The organism is Arthrobacter sp. P1_C12_2 (genome assembly GCF_056406415.1).
In genome coordinates this window covers 447,962-462,850 of sequence record NZ_JBFUAF010000001.1, presented here as the reverse complement: position 1 = coordinate 462,850, position 14,889 = coordinate 447,962, and the positions used below count along the sequence as shown (strand labels likewise).

Genomic DNA, 14,889 nt, shown 5'->3' with positions numbered 1-14,889 from the left:
ACCTGGGGGGTCCCGGGCACTCTCGTTGTTAGAAGCGTGAAGTGCTGGTGCTAGTGAAGGTGGCGGTGGCGAGGGGGTTGCCGGCGATGTCCTTGATCCCGTCCGGCGGAGAGTAGGACGGCGCCGCAGCGAGCTGTTCCGTTCCGTTGACGGTTCCCGAGCGGGTTCCGAGCGTGATCGTCAGTGTCTTGGCGCCGGCGTTCCAGCTCAGGGACGAGGCGTTCGAGCCGTTGCCTCCGTAGCTGAGAGTGCCCGAGCCGTGGTAGACGCCCGCCAGCGCCACCGAGCCGATTCTCGACGTCGTGCATCCTGCGCTTGTCACTGTGACGCTGAGGATGTTGGCGGGACTGACATTGACCGTGACCTGGCCGTTCCCGTTCACGGTCCCGTCGGCACCGGCGGCCCATTTGCTGCAGATTGTTGAGGCGTCCATGGACTTAGAGAAAGTGATGGTGACGTTGTCTCCGGGATCAAGCAGCCCCTGGGTGCTGCCCTTTGGGCCGGATGTGCCGGCGTCCGCCAGCGCTACCGCTACCACAGTCGGCGCGGTTAGGTCCTTGAAGGAGGTCGCCGTGCCGGGCGCCGCGGGATTGCCTTGGTTGCCCGCTGTGTCGGTGGCGACCGCCCGGTAGGTGACAGTTCCGGCGTTGAGCCCCGTCAAGTTGACGGTGGCGTTCCAGACCCCGGAGCTGTCCGCGGTCGCCGTGGCGGGGACGGCGTGCGCCGGCACTCCGTCGGTCACAGACAGGGCAATGGATGCGCCGGGCTCGGTGGTGCCGCTGACCGGCACCGCCGCGACGTTGCCGATGTTGACGTAAGCGGGAGCAACCACTGTTGGAGTGCCTGGCGGCGTGGTGTCCACGGCGGTTACGGCGGCTACGGCGCTCCGGGCGCTCTCGGCTCCTTGCCATGGCCCGAACACCGGGGTGACCGTGTAGTACCAGGTGCCGGTGGGGACCCCCTGGTCCACGCAGCCGAGCCCGGCAATAACCGTGACCGCGCAGGTTCCCCCGGCGGTGACCTTGTTACCTCCGGAGGCGGAGGCAAAGCGTGCCACCGTGTATCCGCTGACAGGACGGCCGGCCGCGGTGGTGCTGGCATTCCACGCCAGCGTGACATTTCCCCCTGACACCGTGGCCGACGGCGTGGCGCCGGCGGCCACGGCATCTGCGGCGGCCGACGCGGATCCTCCGGGGGAGAGGGCCGTCCAGAAGGCGTTGGCCCCAGGGCCGGCCCACGAGAGGAGGGCAGCGCCGGCAAGGATGACGGCGATGCGGCTCCGGATGCGCGGGCGTGCCTGGCGGGTGTTGTGACGGCTCATCGCCGGGCCTCCACGGTGACGGGGACTTTGAAGGTCGCGCCCTGGCAGGCGGACTGTGACTGGTCGGACATGCTGGCCGCGCCCGGCAGGGTGACCAGCAGGGAAGAATGTGCCGGGATGGTGACGGCCGGGGCGAGCGGCGCGGCCGGGGCAGTGAAGGAAACTCCCGTGGTGAGGCATCCGGCATGGGCGGCATCGGCCGAGACCGGCCCGCTGGCGGCCACCGAGTACAGCCTTACCGCGAAGGCGTTGGGGTTGCTGGTCCGGAGGATGACGTCCGCGGTGCCGCCCGGAACCAGGCTGGTGCCGTTCGAGTCGCCCGCCACCAACGCGTCGACGGTGACGTGCATCGTTGCGGCGGCTGCGGCGCCGGAACCAGCGCCGGTGGTGGCCCAATAGGCGTAAGCCGTCCCCCCGCCGGCCAGCAGGCAGAGCGCGGCGGCAGCGGCGGAGGCAGATCCGGCGAGCCTGGTGCCGCGCAGTATGGATCGTGTGGATTGCATGTCAGTTTCCCTGCCCTGATCCCGAGTAGGCCAATTGGAGTACTGCACCCTTGCAGCCGTCCTGCAGGTGAGGAGTGTCGAGCATTGCGATCCGCGGCCATTGGGCTGGCGGCACGCCAAGTTGCGAGAGTGAGCTGCTGCCCGACGGAGCCGTCAAGGGATAGCGTCCGCTGTACTGCATCACGGAATAGTCCTGTGCGGTGCAGGGCAGGTTGGCAGCAATCGCCTTCGCCGTTCGGACCACACCCGTGATCGAGACCGTCAGGTTGCCGACGTCGATGCCCTTGTCAGGGTTGGTGAATCCGAGATCCAAAGACCGGCTTGTGCCTGGCGCCAAGAGGCCGGACACGTCGCCCGATAGCCCGAACACGCGCAGGGGCGCCTTGACCCGCAACTGGGTTTTTGCGGCAGCCGACTGGATGGCTCCGCTCTGTCCCGAGAGTGTCAGCTCGTAGTCTCCCGCGGCAGCGGTGGGTGCCGTGGATACGTTGATGCTGAGCTGGGCCGTGCTCCCGGCCGTCAGCTTTACGGACGACGGCGCCAAACTGGCCGCTGCCCCCGCGGGGAGACCGGAGGCAGCCAGCAACACCGTGCCGGCAAACCCGCCCGTGGAGCTGACGGTGGCGGAGTAGCTCGTGGCCTGTCCCTGGTCCACGTTCCTGCTGGACGGTGTGATCTGCACCAGGAGTCCAGGCTTTTGCGGGGCCGACTGCTGCCCCGCCGCGTAGAGCGTGCCCGCGGGCAGGAAGATGGCCAGCAGGCCAATGATGAGGACGCGGCCGGCGAGGCCCGCATGTTCCTTGGCGAGCCGGATGAACCGCAGTGGATGCTGCATTCCCTATCCTCCTTGGACCCGGCGGCCTTGCGCGGATCGTGGGTGTCGACGGTTGCTGATGAGTTCTTGCGCGGTGGCCCGAAGGCCGCCCCGGGTCCGGGTGTMCGGCACCCGGGGACACCAGCTACACGCTGCCGACGTTGACCGTGACGACGGCGGACTTGCAGGCATCCTGGTTGGCGGCGTTATTGAGGAACGTCAAAGTTCCGGCGCCGACCTGGGTGCCCGTGCTTTTCGCCGCGACGGGAGAGTTCGATGTGTCGGCGCTGACCGTGAACCAAGCCGGCAGGCACTCGGCCGCGCTCGTGGTGACCGTCGCGGTGAGGGCGCCGACCACCGTGCCGGTGTTGGTGCTGTTGTCGGCCGTGTACGTCACGGGCACCGAGTTGCCCGGGGCCAGTCCGGCATCGAAGCTGGCATGCAGGGCCACGGTGCCGCCGCCGACGGAGTTGGCAGCCGCGCCGCTGCCGCTGCCTGTGGTGGTCCAGTAGGCGTAGGCAGTGCCACCGCCGACGGCCACGAGGGCGACCGAGGCTGCAACGGCGATGACCTTGCTCTTCTTGGTGAGCTTGCGCATTTGTGAGACTCCTTGTGTGGGTGGCACCCGGACAGGAGTCATCAGGCCTGAGCCGCATGTCCCCCAATCCTGCGGTTGCCTCGCTGAATCGATGGCCCAATCGTTGCGGCGAACCGCGGACGGTACAACGCGTAGTTTGTACTCGTCTTTTGGCTCCAGCACTACGTGCCTCCGGGGAAAGTACTCGTGGTCCGGTGCGGACAGCCTCTGGGATCCGGCCGGAAAACACCCACACGGCGACGCTTGGAGGCAAATATTGGCGCGAAACTACCTGCCTGCGGCCGGTGCCGGGCCGTTTGGCCCCGTCAGGAGTAGCCGAGCAAGTAGTCTGCTTTTTGTTCGAACAGCCGGCCGGCAGGCTGTGGGACGAATCCGCCCGGGCAAGTATCCACAGGAGCGAACTGAGTACACCGGAACACAAACAGGTAACCGGCCATCCGATAGTCGGGTACCTGATTTGCGTGACATCCTGCCCGGGTCGCGCGTTGAATTGGAGTGTCAGAAAATGCTGGCGTGACACGCTCACAGCTCCTACGGGAAGCCCGGGCGCGGAGCCAGCGCAGGAGCAGCGTAGACGCCGGGGGGCATCGCATGCATGATTCAGCTGAGTTTGATCCGTCCACTGTCGATCCTTCGCTGTTTGATCCGCCCAGGCAGGATTCGCCCCTCCGGGGCGGGTCCTGGCTGCGGCCGGCTGCGCTGACGGGCACGCCGTGAACCCGGGGCTCCAGGGGGCCGTCTTGTTTGCCGGTTCCCTGCCAGGGCACATCCTGCTGGCCCTGGGGCAGGCCCTCGTGGTCGTTTGCCTGTGCTTCGACTTCGTCCGGGCGGTGTCCGCACCGCGGTCCCACAGCCGGTACGTTGCCAACACCTGGTTCCGGACACTTGCCCTGCCGTCCATCCTGATCATGGCGTGCAGCGTGCTCCTCGATGCCGCCTCTGGCGCTTGGCCGGACGTCGCCGCCGGAGTGTTCATCATGGTCGCCGTGATCTTCCGGTGGCATCATGGCACCGACGAAGACAGCTGGTGGACGGGCAAAGGCAAGGCCCTGGGCCGTTGGCTCCGGAACCGGGCGGCCTCCGGGTCCATGGTTGCTCCGGCCACGGCCTGAAAAAGCCCTTGCTGTCCGGGCGTCCCAGGGTGTCCAATCCTTAACACAAGGCCCTGCGGGGCACGAGTGGATGCGACGCCGGGAGGTTCTCATGCCGTCGAAAGGCGCCAAGACGCCGTCAAGGGGGCCGGTCCGGGGTACGTCTGACCTCAGGCGGGCAGACGCCAACAGCATCGCGCCGCCCGAGCAGCCGGACAAGATCCGCAATGTGGCACTCGTGGGGCACTCCGGTTCCGGAAAAACGATGCTCACCGAGGCCCTGCTGTCCGCCACCGGAGCCATCACCCGCAAGGGCTCGATCGCCGAGGGCACTACCGTGAGCGACTCGGATCCTTCCGCTATCGCGCAGCAGCGCTCAGTGGCGCTGGCGGTGGTGCCGGTGACGGTGGGGGATATCAAGGTGAACCTGCTGGACACTCCGGGCTATACGGATTTCATCGGCGAGCTGCGTGCAGGGCTGCGTGCGGCGGATGCGGTGCTGTTCGTCGTCTCGGCCACCGACGATGTCGACGCCTCGACCACGGCGCTCTGGAGCGAGTGCCAGCGGCTCGGGATGCCGCGGGCCGTAGTGATCAGCCGCCTGGACCATCCGCGCGCGGATTTTGACACCGCCGTCGCCCGCTGCCGCCTGGCGTTCGGCGACTCGATCGTTCCGCTCTACCTGCCGGTCCCCGCGGACGGTGCCGTCACCGGGCTGCTGGGACTGCTGACCGGGACGGTTTCCGGGTACGGTCCGGCGGAACCGGCGCCGGCCACCCGGGCCGCGACCGGCGTCGAACTTGGCGCGGCGGAGTCCGCACGGGGCGCGCTGATCGAGGGGATCATTGCGGAGAGCGAAGACGAGACGCTCATGGACCGCTACCTCGGGGGCGAGGATATTCCCCCTGATGTCCTGATCGCCGATCTGGAGACGGCCGTGGCCCGCGGGTCCTTCCACCCGGTGCTGCCGGCGTCGGCGGAGTCCGGGCTCGGCCTGGCGGAGCTGCTCGAGGTCCTCGTGCGTGCGTTCCCGACGCCGGCGGAGCGCGCCGTCCCGTCGGCGACAGACCTCGCCGGGGTGCCCGCCGGCCCGCTCGGCTGCGATCCCGACGGCCCGCTGCTCGGTGAAGTGGTCCGCACGACGATCGACCCGTTCCTTGGCCGGGTCTGCCTGGTGCGCGTCTTTTCCGGCGTGGTGCGGGAGGACGCCGCCATCCATGTGGGCGGCCGGGGCATGGCGGACCGCGGCCACGAGGACCACGACAGCGACGAGCGCGTCACCCACCTGTACTCGCCGCTGGGATCGGGACTGCGGCCGGTGCCGTTCTGCGTCGCGGGGGACATCTGCGCGCTGACTAAGCTGGGCACCGCCGAGACCGGCGACACGATTTCGGCCAAGGAGCTGCCGCTGCTGGTCGCCGCCTGGGACATGCCGGACCCGCTCATGCCGGTGGCCATCGAAGCCGCCACCCACGGCGATGAGGACGCCCTGGCCAGGAACCTGGGGAAGGTCACCGCCGGGGACCCGACGCTGCGCGTGGAACGCAACTCCGAAACCCACCAGCTGATCCTGTGGTGCATGGGCGAGGCGCACGCCGACGTCGTCCTGGGCAGGCTGCGGGACCAGGGCGTGAACCTGCAGACCGTCCCGGTCATCACGCCGCTGCGGGAGACGTTTGCCGCGCCGGCCGCCGGGCACGGGCGCTATGTCAAACAATCCGGCGGCCACGGCCAGTACGCGGTCTGCGACATCGAGGTGGAACCCCTCGACCGCGGCGCCGGGTTCGAGTTTGTCGACAAGACCGTGGGCGGAGTGATTCCCGGGCCGTTCATCACGTCGGTGGAAAAGGGCGTGCGCGCCCAGATGCAGAAAGGCGTCTCCGCCGGGTTCCCGGTGGTGGATATCAAGGTGACGCTGACCGGCGGCAAGACGCACAGCGTGGATTCCTCCGATGCGGCCTTCCAGGCTGCCGGGGCCCTGGCCCTCCGGGAAGCGGCGGCGGCCACCCGCATCCAGTTCCTGGAACCGGTCTCATCCGTGACCATCAGCGTTTCGGAGGACCATGTGGGCGCCGTGATGAGCGACTTGTCTTCCCGGCGGGCACGGCTGACCGGAACGACCTCCGCCGGGGCCGACGGCACCGAGATCAGCGCCGAGGTTCCGGACCAGGAACTGCTGAGATACGCGGTGGAGTTGCGGGCCCTGACTGCCGGCAGCGGCCGGTTCCGGCGCAGCTACCTGCGGCACGAGCCCGTGCCGCAGGCGCAGCACTGAATACCTGTGTTGATGAAAGCTAGCCGCCCAACAGTGTCAGGAACCCCTCCAGCTGCTCGTTCAGCCCGAGCTCCATCTGGCCCTCAGGGGCGAGTGCCGCCGCGATCTGCGCGCCGAGGAGGAAGTTGAGCAGCTGCCCGACCAGCGCGGCGTCGGCGACGGCTGTGGATACGGCGCCGGATTGTCGCGCCTCGGCCAGATACTGACTCATCGCCGCAATCCACTGCTGCATTGAATCCCGGTGGATCCGGGCCTTGCCGGGATCGTTGATGGCTTTTTGCCAGAAGGGAATGACAATCCGGGCCTCATTGATCCGCTCCTCATCCAGGGGCAGCACCTCAACGCAAAACGACCTCAAGGCCACGAGCCCGGACTGCCCGGCGGTGACCTCCGCGATGCGTTCGTTGGTGCGGTTGAAGACGTGCCCGAACGCGAACGTCAGGAGGTCATCCTTGGTGGGGAAGTAGGGCTTGAGGGCCCCGTTCGCAAAGCCGGCCTCGAGGGCGATTTCGCGCATGGTGGCGCTTTCAATGCCGAGCCGGGCGATGATTCGCCACGTCGCGTCGACGAGTTCAAGCCGCCGCTGGTCGTGGTCGACAATCTTTGGCACCGGGCTGCTCCCCAAAATATTGGCGTCGGACTCTTGTGGCACATCGTACGGTTCCGTAGTCTCTACAACTTTAGAAAATAAAGTTCTGACCCGCTACCTAGCCCGGCTCAGCCCTGCAGCCCCGCAGCAGAGCAGGCTGAGCCGGCCGGGGCCCGGCTGAACGTCAACGGATGAACAGCGTCAGTCGTTGAACAGCCCCGCCAGGTCCTCCGCCGTCAGGGCGCCGCCGGTGAGCGCGTCCCCTTCCATGACGTCGGCGAAGAGCTGGGATTTCTTCGCCTTGAGCGCCATGACCTTCTCCTCGATCGTGTCCTTGGCGACGAGCCGGTAGACCATGACGTTCCGGGCCTGGCCGATCCGGTGGGTCCGGTCCACGGCCTGGGCCTCCGACGCCGGGTTCCACCACGGGTCCAGCAGGAACACGTAGTCGGCCTCAGTGAGGTTCAGGCCGAAGCCGCCGGCCTTGAGGCTGATGAGGAACACCGGCGCGGCGCCGTTCTTGAACTCGTTCACGACGTCGGTGCGGTTGCGGGTGCCGCCGTCGAGGTAGCAGAACTCGATGTTCTCCTCGACCAGCCGCTCCCGGACCTTGCCCAGGAAGCCGGTGAACTGGCTGAAGATCAGGGCCCGGTGTCCTTCGGCCACCAGGTCCGCGAGCTGCTCGAACAGGACATCGAGCTTGCTGGAGCGCACCCCGGACAGCGAAGGATCGATCAGCGAGGGATCCAGGCTCAGCTGCCGGAGCAGGGTCAGCGACTGGAAGATGGTGAACCTGTTCTTGTTGACGTCCTCAATCAGGCCCAGGATCTTTTGGCGCTCCCGCTGCAGGTGCGTCTGGTACACCTTCTGGTGGCGCGGATTCAGCACGACTTCCAGGATCTGCTCCTGCTTGGGCGGCAGATCACTGATGACCTGCTCCTTGGTGCGGCGCATCATGAGCGGCCTGACTCGCCGCCGGAGCTTGTCCAGCTGCCCCTTGTCGCCGTTCTTCTCCACCGGCTTCTGGTAATACTCGGCGAACCGTTTGGGACTGGAAAAGAGCCCGGGTGCCACAATCGAGGTGAGCGCCCAGAACTCCATCAGGTTGTTCTCCAGCGGCGTGCCCGTGATGGCGAGTTTGAAGGCGGCGGGCAGTTTTCGGGCGCACTGGTAGGCCTTGGACTGGTGGTTCTTGACGAACTGCGCCTCGTCCAGGACCAGGCCGGCCCAGGTCTGGGAGGCGTAGGCCTCGTAGTCGATCCGGAACAGGGCGTAGGAGGTGATGATGATGTCCGCGCCGGCCATCGCCTCGGCCGGGTGCGTGCCGCTCTTGGCGAAGGTTTCGCCGATGGCGCGCACGCTGAGCCCGGGCGCGAACCGAGCCGTCTCCGCCTCCCAGTTGCCCACCACACTGGTGGGGGCGACGACGAGGAACGGGGCGGTCCCCGCGGTCCCCTCGGCGGCGTCTTTCGCGGCGCAGATAAGCGCGAGGGCCTGCACGGTCTTGCCCAGGCCCATGTCGTCGGCCAGCACACCGCCGAGGCCGTGGCGGTACAGGAAGCTCAGCCAGTTGAAGCCCTCAAGCTGGTACGGGCGCAGCTCGGCGTTCAGCGACCCGGGCAGGGGAAGGCCCTTGATGCCGCCTTCGAGCAGGCCGCCAACGGACTCGCGCCACGCGGTGGCCTGTTCCTCCACGATGCCCAGATGCGCGAGCTCGTCCCACAGCCCGGCCTGGAAGCGGCTGATCTGCAGCGGCGCGTCTTTGTCGCCGGGGTTGTCCTGCAGGGAGCGGGCCTCGTCGATCAGCGCCCGCAGCTGGTGCAGCTCCGGCAGGTCCAGCGAGAAGTACGCGCCGCTGGGGAGCAGCATGCGGGTCTGGCCGGCGGCGAGGGCGGAAAACAGTGCCGCGAAGGAAACCGGCTGGCCCTCCAGGGTGATGACGATGCCCAGATCGAACCAGTCGCGGCTGTCCGTCGCCTTCGTGGAGATCGCCACCACCGGGGCTTCTTCGGCCTCGCGGTAGTCCGCAATCTCGCCGGACGTATCCACGGAGACGTCGGGGAGGTCGCGGAGCCGGGGGAGCACGTCCTCGGTGAAGGCGAGCGTATCCAGTCCGGCCAGCTCTGCCGTGGCGGCCAGGCGCGGCGTGCCCCAGCCGCCGGTCGCGGATTCACCCAGGGCAGGCACCACGTCCCAGGGCTGCCCGACCGCCTCAAGGACGCGGGCCTCGGCGGGGTCGTCCCGGTAGCCGTGATCGCCCGGATGCCGCCACAGCGGCTGCGCCGTGACGAGGTTCCCGGACGTGTAGTGCCATTCCCAATGCAGCCGGACCCGGTGGTCCGCCCCGTAGTTGGCCAGCAGGGACAGGGTGGGGACGGCGAGCGTGGGCAGTTCCACCGACTCGTCGGAGGCCGTAACCCGGGCGGTCTGCTTGAGCTTGGGGTAAAAGCCGGTCAGGAACCGGCTTTCGTCCCGTGCGGGGATGTGCAGGGTGGTCCCGCCCGTGACGAAGGTCAGCAATTCCTCGCTGAGACCGCTTTCCAGCGGGGCAAGGGTGATGACGGGGTCGGTGGGGGCGACGCCGGGCAGGGTGTCGGCGTCGGTAGCCAGGAAGATCCCGTGCGCCGGGCGGCCGATGGTGCCGACCGACGCCGGATCCACCACCTCGCCTTCGACCGTGATGGTCGGCGCGAGCTCAAGGCCGCCGTCGTCCCCGCCGGTGCCGAACCGCGCCAGGTTCAGCCCGACGGCGGCAGGCTGCTCGACCAGCCGCACTGGCTCCGTGCCGCGGCTGTGCACCAGGGCGACACCGATCTTCTGGGCCTGGGACAGCAGGCTCCACAGGTTCTTGCCGGCGTAGGTGTTCAGGCCCAGCCACAGCCCGGTGCCGGAGTGCTGGCGGTTCGCCACGGCGGTGTGCGAGGCCAGGAATTCCTGCATCCACTCAACATGCGCTTCGTTGCATTCGCGCCGGTAGTTCAGGTAGCTCAGCGTGCTCCAGGAGACGTCGCCGCGGATCCACTTGCCTTTGGCCCCCATGATGACGGGGCGTGCCTTGAGCTGGCGGACGCTGCGGAGCGGATCGCGGCGTCCCGTGTAGGAGAAGTGCGGGGCGGGTTCCTCGACGTCGAACTGGAGCGCCAGCGGGGTGCCGTTGGCCGACGGCGTGATCCCCGGGTGGGCGATCAGGGGGCTTAGGGCCTGCTCCCAGTCAGCCATTTCCGGCGGCGCGCTCTGGCGGGACAGCCGTGTGCTCTCGGCGGGGGCCAGCAGCTGCAGCCGGGTGGCCGGGTTGTCTTCGGCCGAGAAGAGCAGGGCCGCCACGTGCTTGCAGTCCTTGCGGACCGGGCAGCTGCAGACGCCCACCGTGCAGCTCCAGCCGCCTGCCTTCCGGACTAGCTTCGCCGTCGTGGAGTAGGGCACGTCGGAACCGCCCCGGACCTTGCCCAGCAGCAGGCCCGTGGCGGCGTCGAAGGAGATCCCGGAAACGCGGCTCCCCATGGCGTAAGCGAGCCCGGCCGCGAGGGAGCGGTCGTTGATCGCGGGAGTCTGTATCGCCAGTGCCGCACTCTCGTCCGGATGGGATGGCATGTGCGCGCTACTTTCGGCAGGTGGTCATCTGATCCATCTTACCGAGCCTGCCGGGACCCTGGAACTTCGCCCCTGCCCGCCGAACCGCCGCTCAAACTTCGCCTGACGTTCAACTGGGGCTCGGCTGCCCGCCGTGAAGTCGGACCTACCGTGGAGACGTCCGGAGTATCAGCAGTGCCAGCAGTAAGGATTCCGCATGACCAACGGCGAGCCCACCATCCAGTCCGCCCACAGCTACCCGACAGTGCTGACCACGGAAAGCCTCAAAGGCGGAAACGAGGACGTTGTCGACGCGAACGTCAACGTGGTCAACGCCATGTTCGAGGAGTTGCTGGACGCGGACGAGATCTCCCCGGCCGCGCTGCGCAGCTACTACGTGGACTTCTACCTGACGCAGGCGCTGGCCGGCGGCTTCGCGCAGTACGTGTTCACCGCGCCCGAACGTGAGGAAGTCGATCCCTACGTCCGGGAAGGCCTCGCGGCCATGGGTGCCGCCGCACACCTGGACCTCTTCAACCGTACGGTGGCCGCCTTTGGCGCCCTGGCCGACACCGACGTCGATGCCTACCTCGACGGCGGCACAGAGGGAGACGAACCGGGGGACGGGGTCTCCGACGCCGTTCGGCACATTGAAGAACTGGACGGGGAATTCGAGTCGCTCCTCGCGACAGAGGACATCGGAGCGCTGAACGCCGCCTGGCTGCGCGGCCAGGCCGACTTGCTGGTCCTTTCCGACGACGACCTCGACGCCCACATTGCCGGGCGGGTGGCCCGGATTCCCGACCTTGCGGAGCGCCAGGCGGCAGCCGCCGAGGAAGCACTCCTGGACGCGCCGGAGTTCGAACAGATCATCCGGGAGCTGTGCGACATTGCGGGCCACAGCCTGGAGCGGATCACCATGGGTGATCCGAATTACGAGCACAACGGAGAGACCACCCTGGCCTGGCACTTCACCACGGAACAGGGCGATTTCCTCATGCTGGAGGACGACGACGAGGCCTTCATGCTCAATCCGCGGACCCAGGAAATCCTCGCGGCCGTGGAGTTTGAAGAGACCGTGGAGTTCGAAGACACAGCGGAGTTCGAAGAGGCCCGCGCGTAGGCGGCCTTCCCCGATAGTTTTTCCGGTGCGGCCGGCGCCTGCCCCCAAATGCAGGCGCCGGCCGTGCCGCGCTTAATATCGGTCAGGTTCCCGGTCCCGGCCCCGCCCCGGGAACCGCACTGGGCGGATCCGCGGCCCGTGGGCCTACCCGGCAGGCGGTGCGGTGATCATTTCCCCGGAGGGTGACACGAGGTACCAGACCCCGCCGACGCCCTGGCCCGTGGTGTCTCCGGCGGCCTGGTCCTTGGAGAAGTAGTAGATCGGCATCCCGTTGATGGTTATCTGCATCTTTCCGTCAGCCGTTGGGATGGTTCCGACCTTGCCGGTGACGCCGTTGACGGTGGGAGTCGCCGTCGTCGAGGTGACCGGGGGCCACGACGTCAGGCAGTCGCCGGTGCAGGCGCTGGTCCCGGAGTCCTTCGTGTTCTTGGTGAAGTAATAGACGCTCAGTCCCTGGTCGGCCACGACGATCTGGCCCGCCTTGGACTCGCCCACCGAGAGCTCCGCGGCGGCCATGGACGCTGAGGCGGAAGTCGCCGGCGCGCTGGTCTCTGCGGGAGCGGTGGTGGCCGGCGCCGCTGACGTCGGAGTCGTGCTCGTTCCACCGCCGCAGCCGGACAGTAGCGCGGCAAGAGCGAATGCGGACAAGCCAATGCTGAGGTGCTTCTTCATTGCTGCTCCTAGACTCGAGCCAGCCCAACTCGGAGGCCGGCGCTACGAGATAGGACGCCATGGAGCGCGGAATGGTTCACGGCGGAGCGGACATGTTCGTGTCGGGCCGTCCTGGGGCACACTGAACTATTGGGTCTGCCCGTACGTCATACAGGGGCAGAACAAGAATTTCCGGGAGGTGGGCCATGCCGCTGGACGAAGACGTCGTGGCTGTGATTTACCGCGACCACGGGACGGCCTTGAAGCGCTTTGTCCTCAGCGTGTCCCGGGATTCGCAGCTCGCGGACGACGTCGTCCAGGAGACCGTGCTGCGGGTCTGGCAGCAGGCGCCGCAGATCACCGGCAGCCTGCGCAGCTACCTGTTCCGGACGGCCCGCAACATCATGATCGACAACTACCGCAAGGCCCAGCGCCGCCCACAGGAAGCCGGCGAACGCGATGTCCAGGCCCTCCCGGACGGCGCCGCCGGCGCCGGGCGCATCGATGACCTGCTCAACAAGGTGCTGATGGAAGAGGCGTTGCTGCGGCTCAGCGCGGAGCACCGCGAAGTCCTAGTCGCGCTCCACTACCGCCGCTACACAGTCCAGGAGGCAGCCGCCCAATTGAAGATCCCCAGCGGCACGGTGAAGTCCCGGGCGTTCTACGCCGTGCGGGCCCTACGAACAATCCTCGACGAAATGGGGGTGGAGCAGTGAACGGGACCGAGCTGCATCAACTCCTCGGCGCGTACCTGCTCGGCGGGCTGGAGCCGGCCGAAGCCGCGGCCTTCGAACAGCATCTTGCCGTGTGCGCGGACTGCCGGCAGGAGCTGGACGAACTTGCCAGCCTCCCCGCGCTGCTGGACGCGATCCCCGTGCCCGACGCCGTCGCGCTCACCGCCGCGGCTGCGGCCGCCCGGGAACGCGCGCTGGTTCCGCCAGAACCCGAACCCGTCCCGCGCCGGCTCCTGGACGAGCTCGCCGCCCGCCGCCGGAAGGTGCGGCAGCGGTGGACGGCGGGGGTGGCCGCGGCAGCCGCCGCATGCCTGGGGCTGGGAATCATGGTCGGTCCGCTGCTGAACCAGGCAGCCAAACCGGACGCGAGCTATTCCGTGGCGGCCAGCAGCGGGCTCGAGGTCACGGTGGGGCTCGTCAAGAAAACCTGGGGCACCGAGCTGGCGGTGGACGGCCGCAGCCTGCCTGTCGCCGGGACCCTCTCGCTCTGGGTGAAGGACCGGGACGGCGGCGTGGACCGCGCCTGCGCGTGGACAGCCACGCCCACCGGCAGGGTCCGGATAACCGGGGCGACGCCGGTGCAGCTGGCGAAGATCGCCAGTGTAGAGATGCGCGACGAGCAGCAGCAGACCGTGGCTGTCATCGCCGTGCCTCAGGGTTAGCCCACTCCTGGCGGCACGGCGGTCCGTCCGGCCGTGATCTGGTTCGGCGCGAGCCTACATCTTCGCGAGCTTGGCCCGCACCGCCATGTAGATGCCGTAGCAGATCAGGCCCACACCCACTGCGGCCAGCAAATACACGCCGAAAGGCTGCTCCCGCAGGGCTTTGAGGCTGCCGTCTAGGCCGGTCGACTCTTCCGGATGCGCCTTGACGGTGGCGATGATGATGAGCAGGCCCACCAGCAGCAGGGCGAAGCCCTTGGCGACGTAGCCCACGACGCCCACGATGGTCACCGCAGTGCGCGCCTGCGGCTGGGACGGCATACGCAGGTACTTGATGAAGGACTTCTTGAAGCCGCGGATCGCGTAGACGATCCCCGTGACGGCTACCGCGGCGCCGATGACCACCAGGAGCGCCACGCCGCCCGGAGCCTTCATGAGGTTTACGGTCATATCGGAAGTCGACTCGCGGTTGTCGGAGCCGGCCCCGGTGGCGACCGACGCGAGCGTGAGCGCGAAAAAGGCGTACACCACGGCCTGCAGCGCTGCCTTGAGCTTCTTGCCGACCTTTTTCTTGGTCGGCAGATGCCGGAAGTCGAAGATGGCGTCGGACGTCTGCCAGATGGCCAGCGCAACGCAGGCGACAAAAGAGGTCCAGAGCAGCAATGGCCCGGCCGGCTGCCCGGCGAGCTCTTCCACCGCGCCGCTGACGTCGGCCTGGCCTTGGCGGCCCATTGCGAGCCTGATCGCGACCACCCCGATGAGGAAGTGCAGCAACCCAGACACGGCGAATCCGGCCCGCGCTGCGATTTCGAGGGGCTTCGAATTGGTGACGTCCTCGGCGACGTCCGCGGCGTCCTTCATTTCTTCTTTGATGATCGTTTCCTTAGTGCTGCCCAGCGTGGTTCGTTCCGTAATCGTGCCACGCCAAGCCGCTCAGGAACAGATGCCTGCGGGCCCG

At 67.8% G+C, this 14,889-nt stretch carries 13 protein-coding genes; 5 read left to right on the top strand and 8 right to left on the bottom strand.

Features of this window, described 5'->3' with window-relative positions:
- Positions 1 to 28: 28 nt before the first annotated feature.
- From AC1DZQ_RS02175 to AC1DZQ_RS02160, 4 genes are all read right to left on the bottom strand, one after another.
- A complete protein-coding gene (locus tag AC1DZQ_RS02175) occupies positions 29 to 1,321 on the bottom strand; it encodes a hypothetical protein (protein ID WP_476961935.1) in 1,293 nt (430 codons plus the stop codon).
- Positions 1,318 to 1,824, bottom strand: coding sequence for a hypothetical protein (locus AC1DZQ_RS02170; protein ID WP_476961934.1), 507 nt, complete (start codon positions 1,822 to 1,824; stop codon positions 1,318 to 1,320). Before AC1DZQ_RS02170 ends, AC1DZQ_RS02175 begins: the two co-directional genes overlap by 4 nt.
- Before the next feature lies 1 nt (position 1,825).
- The gene (locus AC1DZQ_RS02165) at positions 1,826 to 2,659 is read right to left on the bottom strand and encodes a COG1470 family protein (protein ID WP_476961933.1); all 834 of its coding nucleotides are present in this window, start codon (positions 2,657 to 2,659) and stop codon (positions 1,826 to 1,828) included.
- Between the two features lie 124 nt (positions 2,660 to 2,783).
- Positions 2,784 to 3,236 carry a hypothetical protein gene (locus AC1DZQ_RS02160; RefSeq protein WP_476961932.1) on the bottom strand — a complete coding sequence of 151 codons (453 nt, stop codon included), beginning with the start codon at positions 3,234 to 3,236 and terminating at the stop codon, positions 2,784 to 2,786.
- A gap of 740 nt (positions 3,237 to 3,976) precedes the next feature.
- Here AC1DZQ_RS02160 and AC1DZQ_RS02155 point away from each other — a divergent pair.
- Together AC1DZQ_RS02155 and AC1DZQ_RS02150 are read left to right on the top strand one after the other, a co-directional pair.
- Positions 3,977 to 4,348 (top strand): hypothetical protein, encoded by a 372-nt coding sequence (locus tag AC1DZQ_RS02155; RefSeq protein WP_476961931.1) that lies wholly within the window; start codon positions 3,977 to 3,979, stop codon positions 4,346 to 4,348.
- A gap of 91 nt (positions 4,349 to 4,439) precedes the next feature.
- Positions 4,440 to 6,602 carry an elongation factor G-like protein EF-G2 gene (locus AC1DZQ_RS02150; protein WP_476961930.1) on the top strand — a complete coding sequence of 721 codons (2,163 nt, stop codon included), beginning with the start codon at positions 4,440 to 4,442 and terminating at the stop codon, positions 6,600 to 6,602.
- 19 nt (positions 6,603 to 6,621) lie between these two features.
- Here AC1DZQ_RS02150 and AC1DZQ_RS02145 read toward each other — a convergent pair whose 3' ends face one another.
- Both AC1DZQ_RS02145 and AC1DZQ_RS02140 read right to left on the bottom strand, forming a co-directional pair.
- The gene (locus AC1DZQ_RS02145) at positions 6,622 to 7,212 is read right to left on the bottom strand and encodes a TetR/AcrR family transcriptional regulator (protein WP_476961929.1); all 591 of its coding nucleotides are present in this window, start codon (positions 7,210 to 7,212) and stop codon (positions 6,622 to 6,624) included.
- Between the two features lie 180 nt (positions 7,213 to 7,392).
- Positions 7,393 to 10,782: a DEAD/DEAH box helicase gene (locus tag AC1DZQ_RS02140; protein ID WP_476961928.1), complete on the bottom strand. Its 3,390-nt coding sequence runs from the start codon at positions 10,780 to 10,782 to the stop codon at positions 7,393 to 7,395.
- 196 nt (positions 10,783 to 10,978) lie between these two features.
- Between AC1DZQ_RS02140 and AC1DZQ_RS02135 the strand changes: the two genes are divergently transcribed.
- Positions 10,979 to 11,884, top strand: a complete 906-nt coding sequence (locus AC1DZQ_RS02135) for a DMP19 family protein (RefSeq protein ID WP_476961927.1) — start codon at positions 10,979 to 10,981, stop codon at positions 11,882 to 11,884.
- Between the two features lie 144 nt (positions 11,885 to 12,028).
- On the opposite strand, the gene AC1DZQ_RS02130 is transcribed toward AC1DZQ_RS02135, so the two are convergent.
- Entirely contained in the window at positions 12,029 to 12,556 is a 528-nt protein-coding gene (locus AC1DZQ_RS02130) for a COG4315 family predicted lipoprotein (RefSeq protein ID WP_476961926.1), read from the bottom strand.
- A 185-nt stretch (positions 12,557 to 12,741) separates the two neighbouring features.
- Between AC1DZQ_RS02130 and AC1DZQ_RS02125 the strand changes: the two genes are divergently transcribed.
- Positions 12,742 to 13,251 (top strand): sigma-70 family RNA polymerase sigma factor, encoded by a 510-nt coding sequence (locus AC1DZQ_RS02125; RefSeq protein WP_476961925.1) that lies wholly within the window; start codon positions 12,742 to 12,744, stop codon positions 13,249 to 13,251.
- Positions 13,248 to 13,931, top strand: coding sequence for an anti-sigma factor family protein (locus AC1DZQ_RS02120; RefSeq protein WP_476961924.1), 684 nt, complete (start codon positions 13,248 to 13,250; stop codon positions 13,929 to 13,931). Before AC1DZQ_RS02125 ends, AC1DZQ_RS02120 begins: the two co-directional genes overlap by 4 nt.
- A 54-nt stretch (positions 13,932 to 13,985) precedes the next feature.
- On the opposite strand, the gene AC1DZQ_RS02115 is transcribed toward AC1DZQ_RS02120, so the two are convergent.
- Positions 13,986 to 14,792 (bottom strand): DUF1206 domain-containing protein, encoded by an 807-nt coding sequence (locus AC1DZQ_RS02115; protein WP_476961923.1) that lies wholly within the window; start codon positions 14,790 to 14,792, stop codon positions 13,986 to 13,988.
- Positions 14,793 to 14,889: the final 97 nt, after the last annotated feature.

What these genes read in the sequence shown, in the direction of transcription:
- AC1DZQ_RS02175 (WP_476961935.1), bottom strand. Translation starts at nt 1,321, where the DNA reads ATGAGCCGTCACAACACCCGCCAGGCACGCCCGCGCATCCGGAGCCGC.
- AC1DZQ_RS02170 (WP_476961934.1), bottom strand. Translation starts at nt 1,824, where the DNA reads ATGCAATCCACACGATCCATACTGCGCGGCACCAGGCTCGCCGGATCT.
- AC1DZQ_RS02165 (WP_476961933.1), bottom strand. Translation starts at nt 2,659, where the DNA reads ATGCAGCATCCACTGCGGTTCATCCGGCTCGCCAAGGAACATGCGGGC.
- AC1DZQ_RS02160 (WP_476961932.1), bottom strand. Translation starts at nt 3,236, where the DNA reads ATGCGCAAGCTCACCAAGAAGAGCAAGGTCATCGCCGTTGCAGCCTCG.
- AC1DZQ_RS02150 (WP_476961930.1), top strand. Translation starts at nt 4,440, where the DNA reads ATGCCGTCGAAAGGCGCCAAGACGCCGTCAAGGGGGCCGGTCCGGGGT.
- AC1DZQ_RS02140 (WP_476961928.1), bottom strand. Translation starts at nt 10,782, where the DNA reads ATGCCATCCCATCCGGACGAGAGTGCGGCACTGGCGATACAGACTCCC.
- AC1DZQ_RS02135 (WP_476961927.1), top strand. Translation starts at nt 10,979, where the DNA reads ATGACCAACGGCGAGCCCACCATCCAGTCCGCCCACAGCTACCCGACA.
- AC1DZQ_RS02130 (WP_476961926.1), bottom strand. Translation starts at nt 12,556, where the DNA reads ATGAAGAAGCACCTCAGCATTGGCTTGTCCGCATTCGCTCTTGCCGCG.
- AC1DZQ_RS02125 (WP_476961925.1), top strand. Translation starts at nt 12,742, where the DNA reads ATGCCGCTGGACGAAGACGTCGTGGCTGTGATTTACCGCGACCACGGG.
- AC1DZQ_RS02115 (WP_476961923.1), bottom strand. Translation starts at nt 14,792, where the DNA reads ATGAAGGACGCCGCGGACGTCGCCGAGGACGTCACCAATTCGAAGCCC.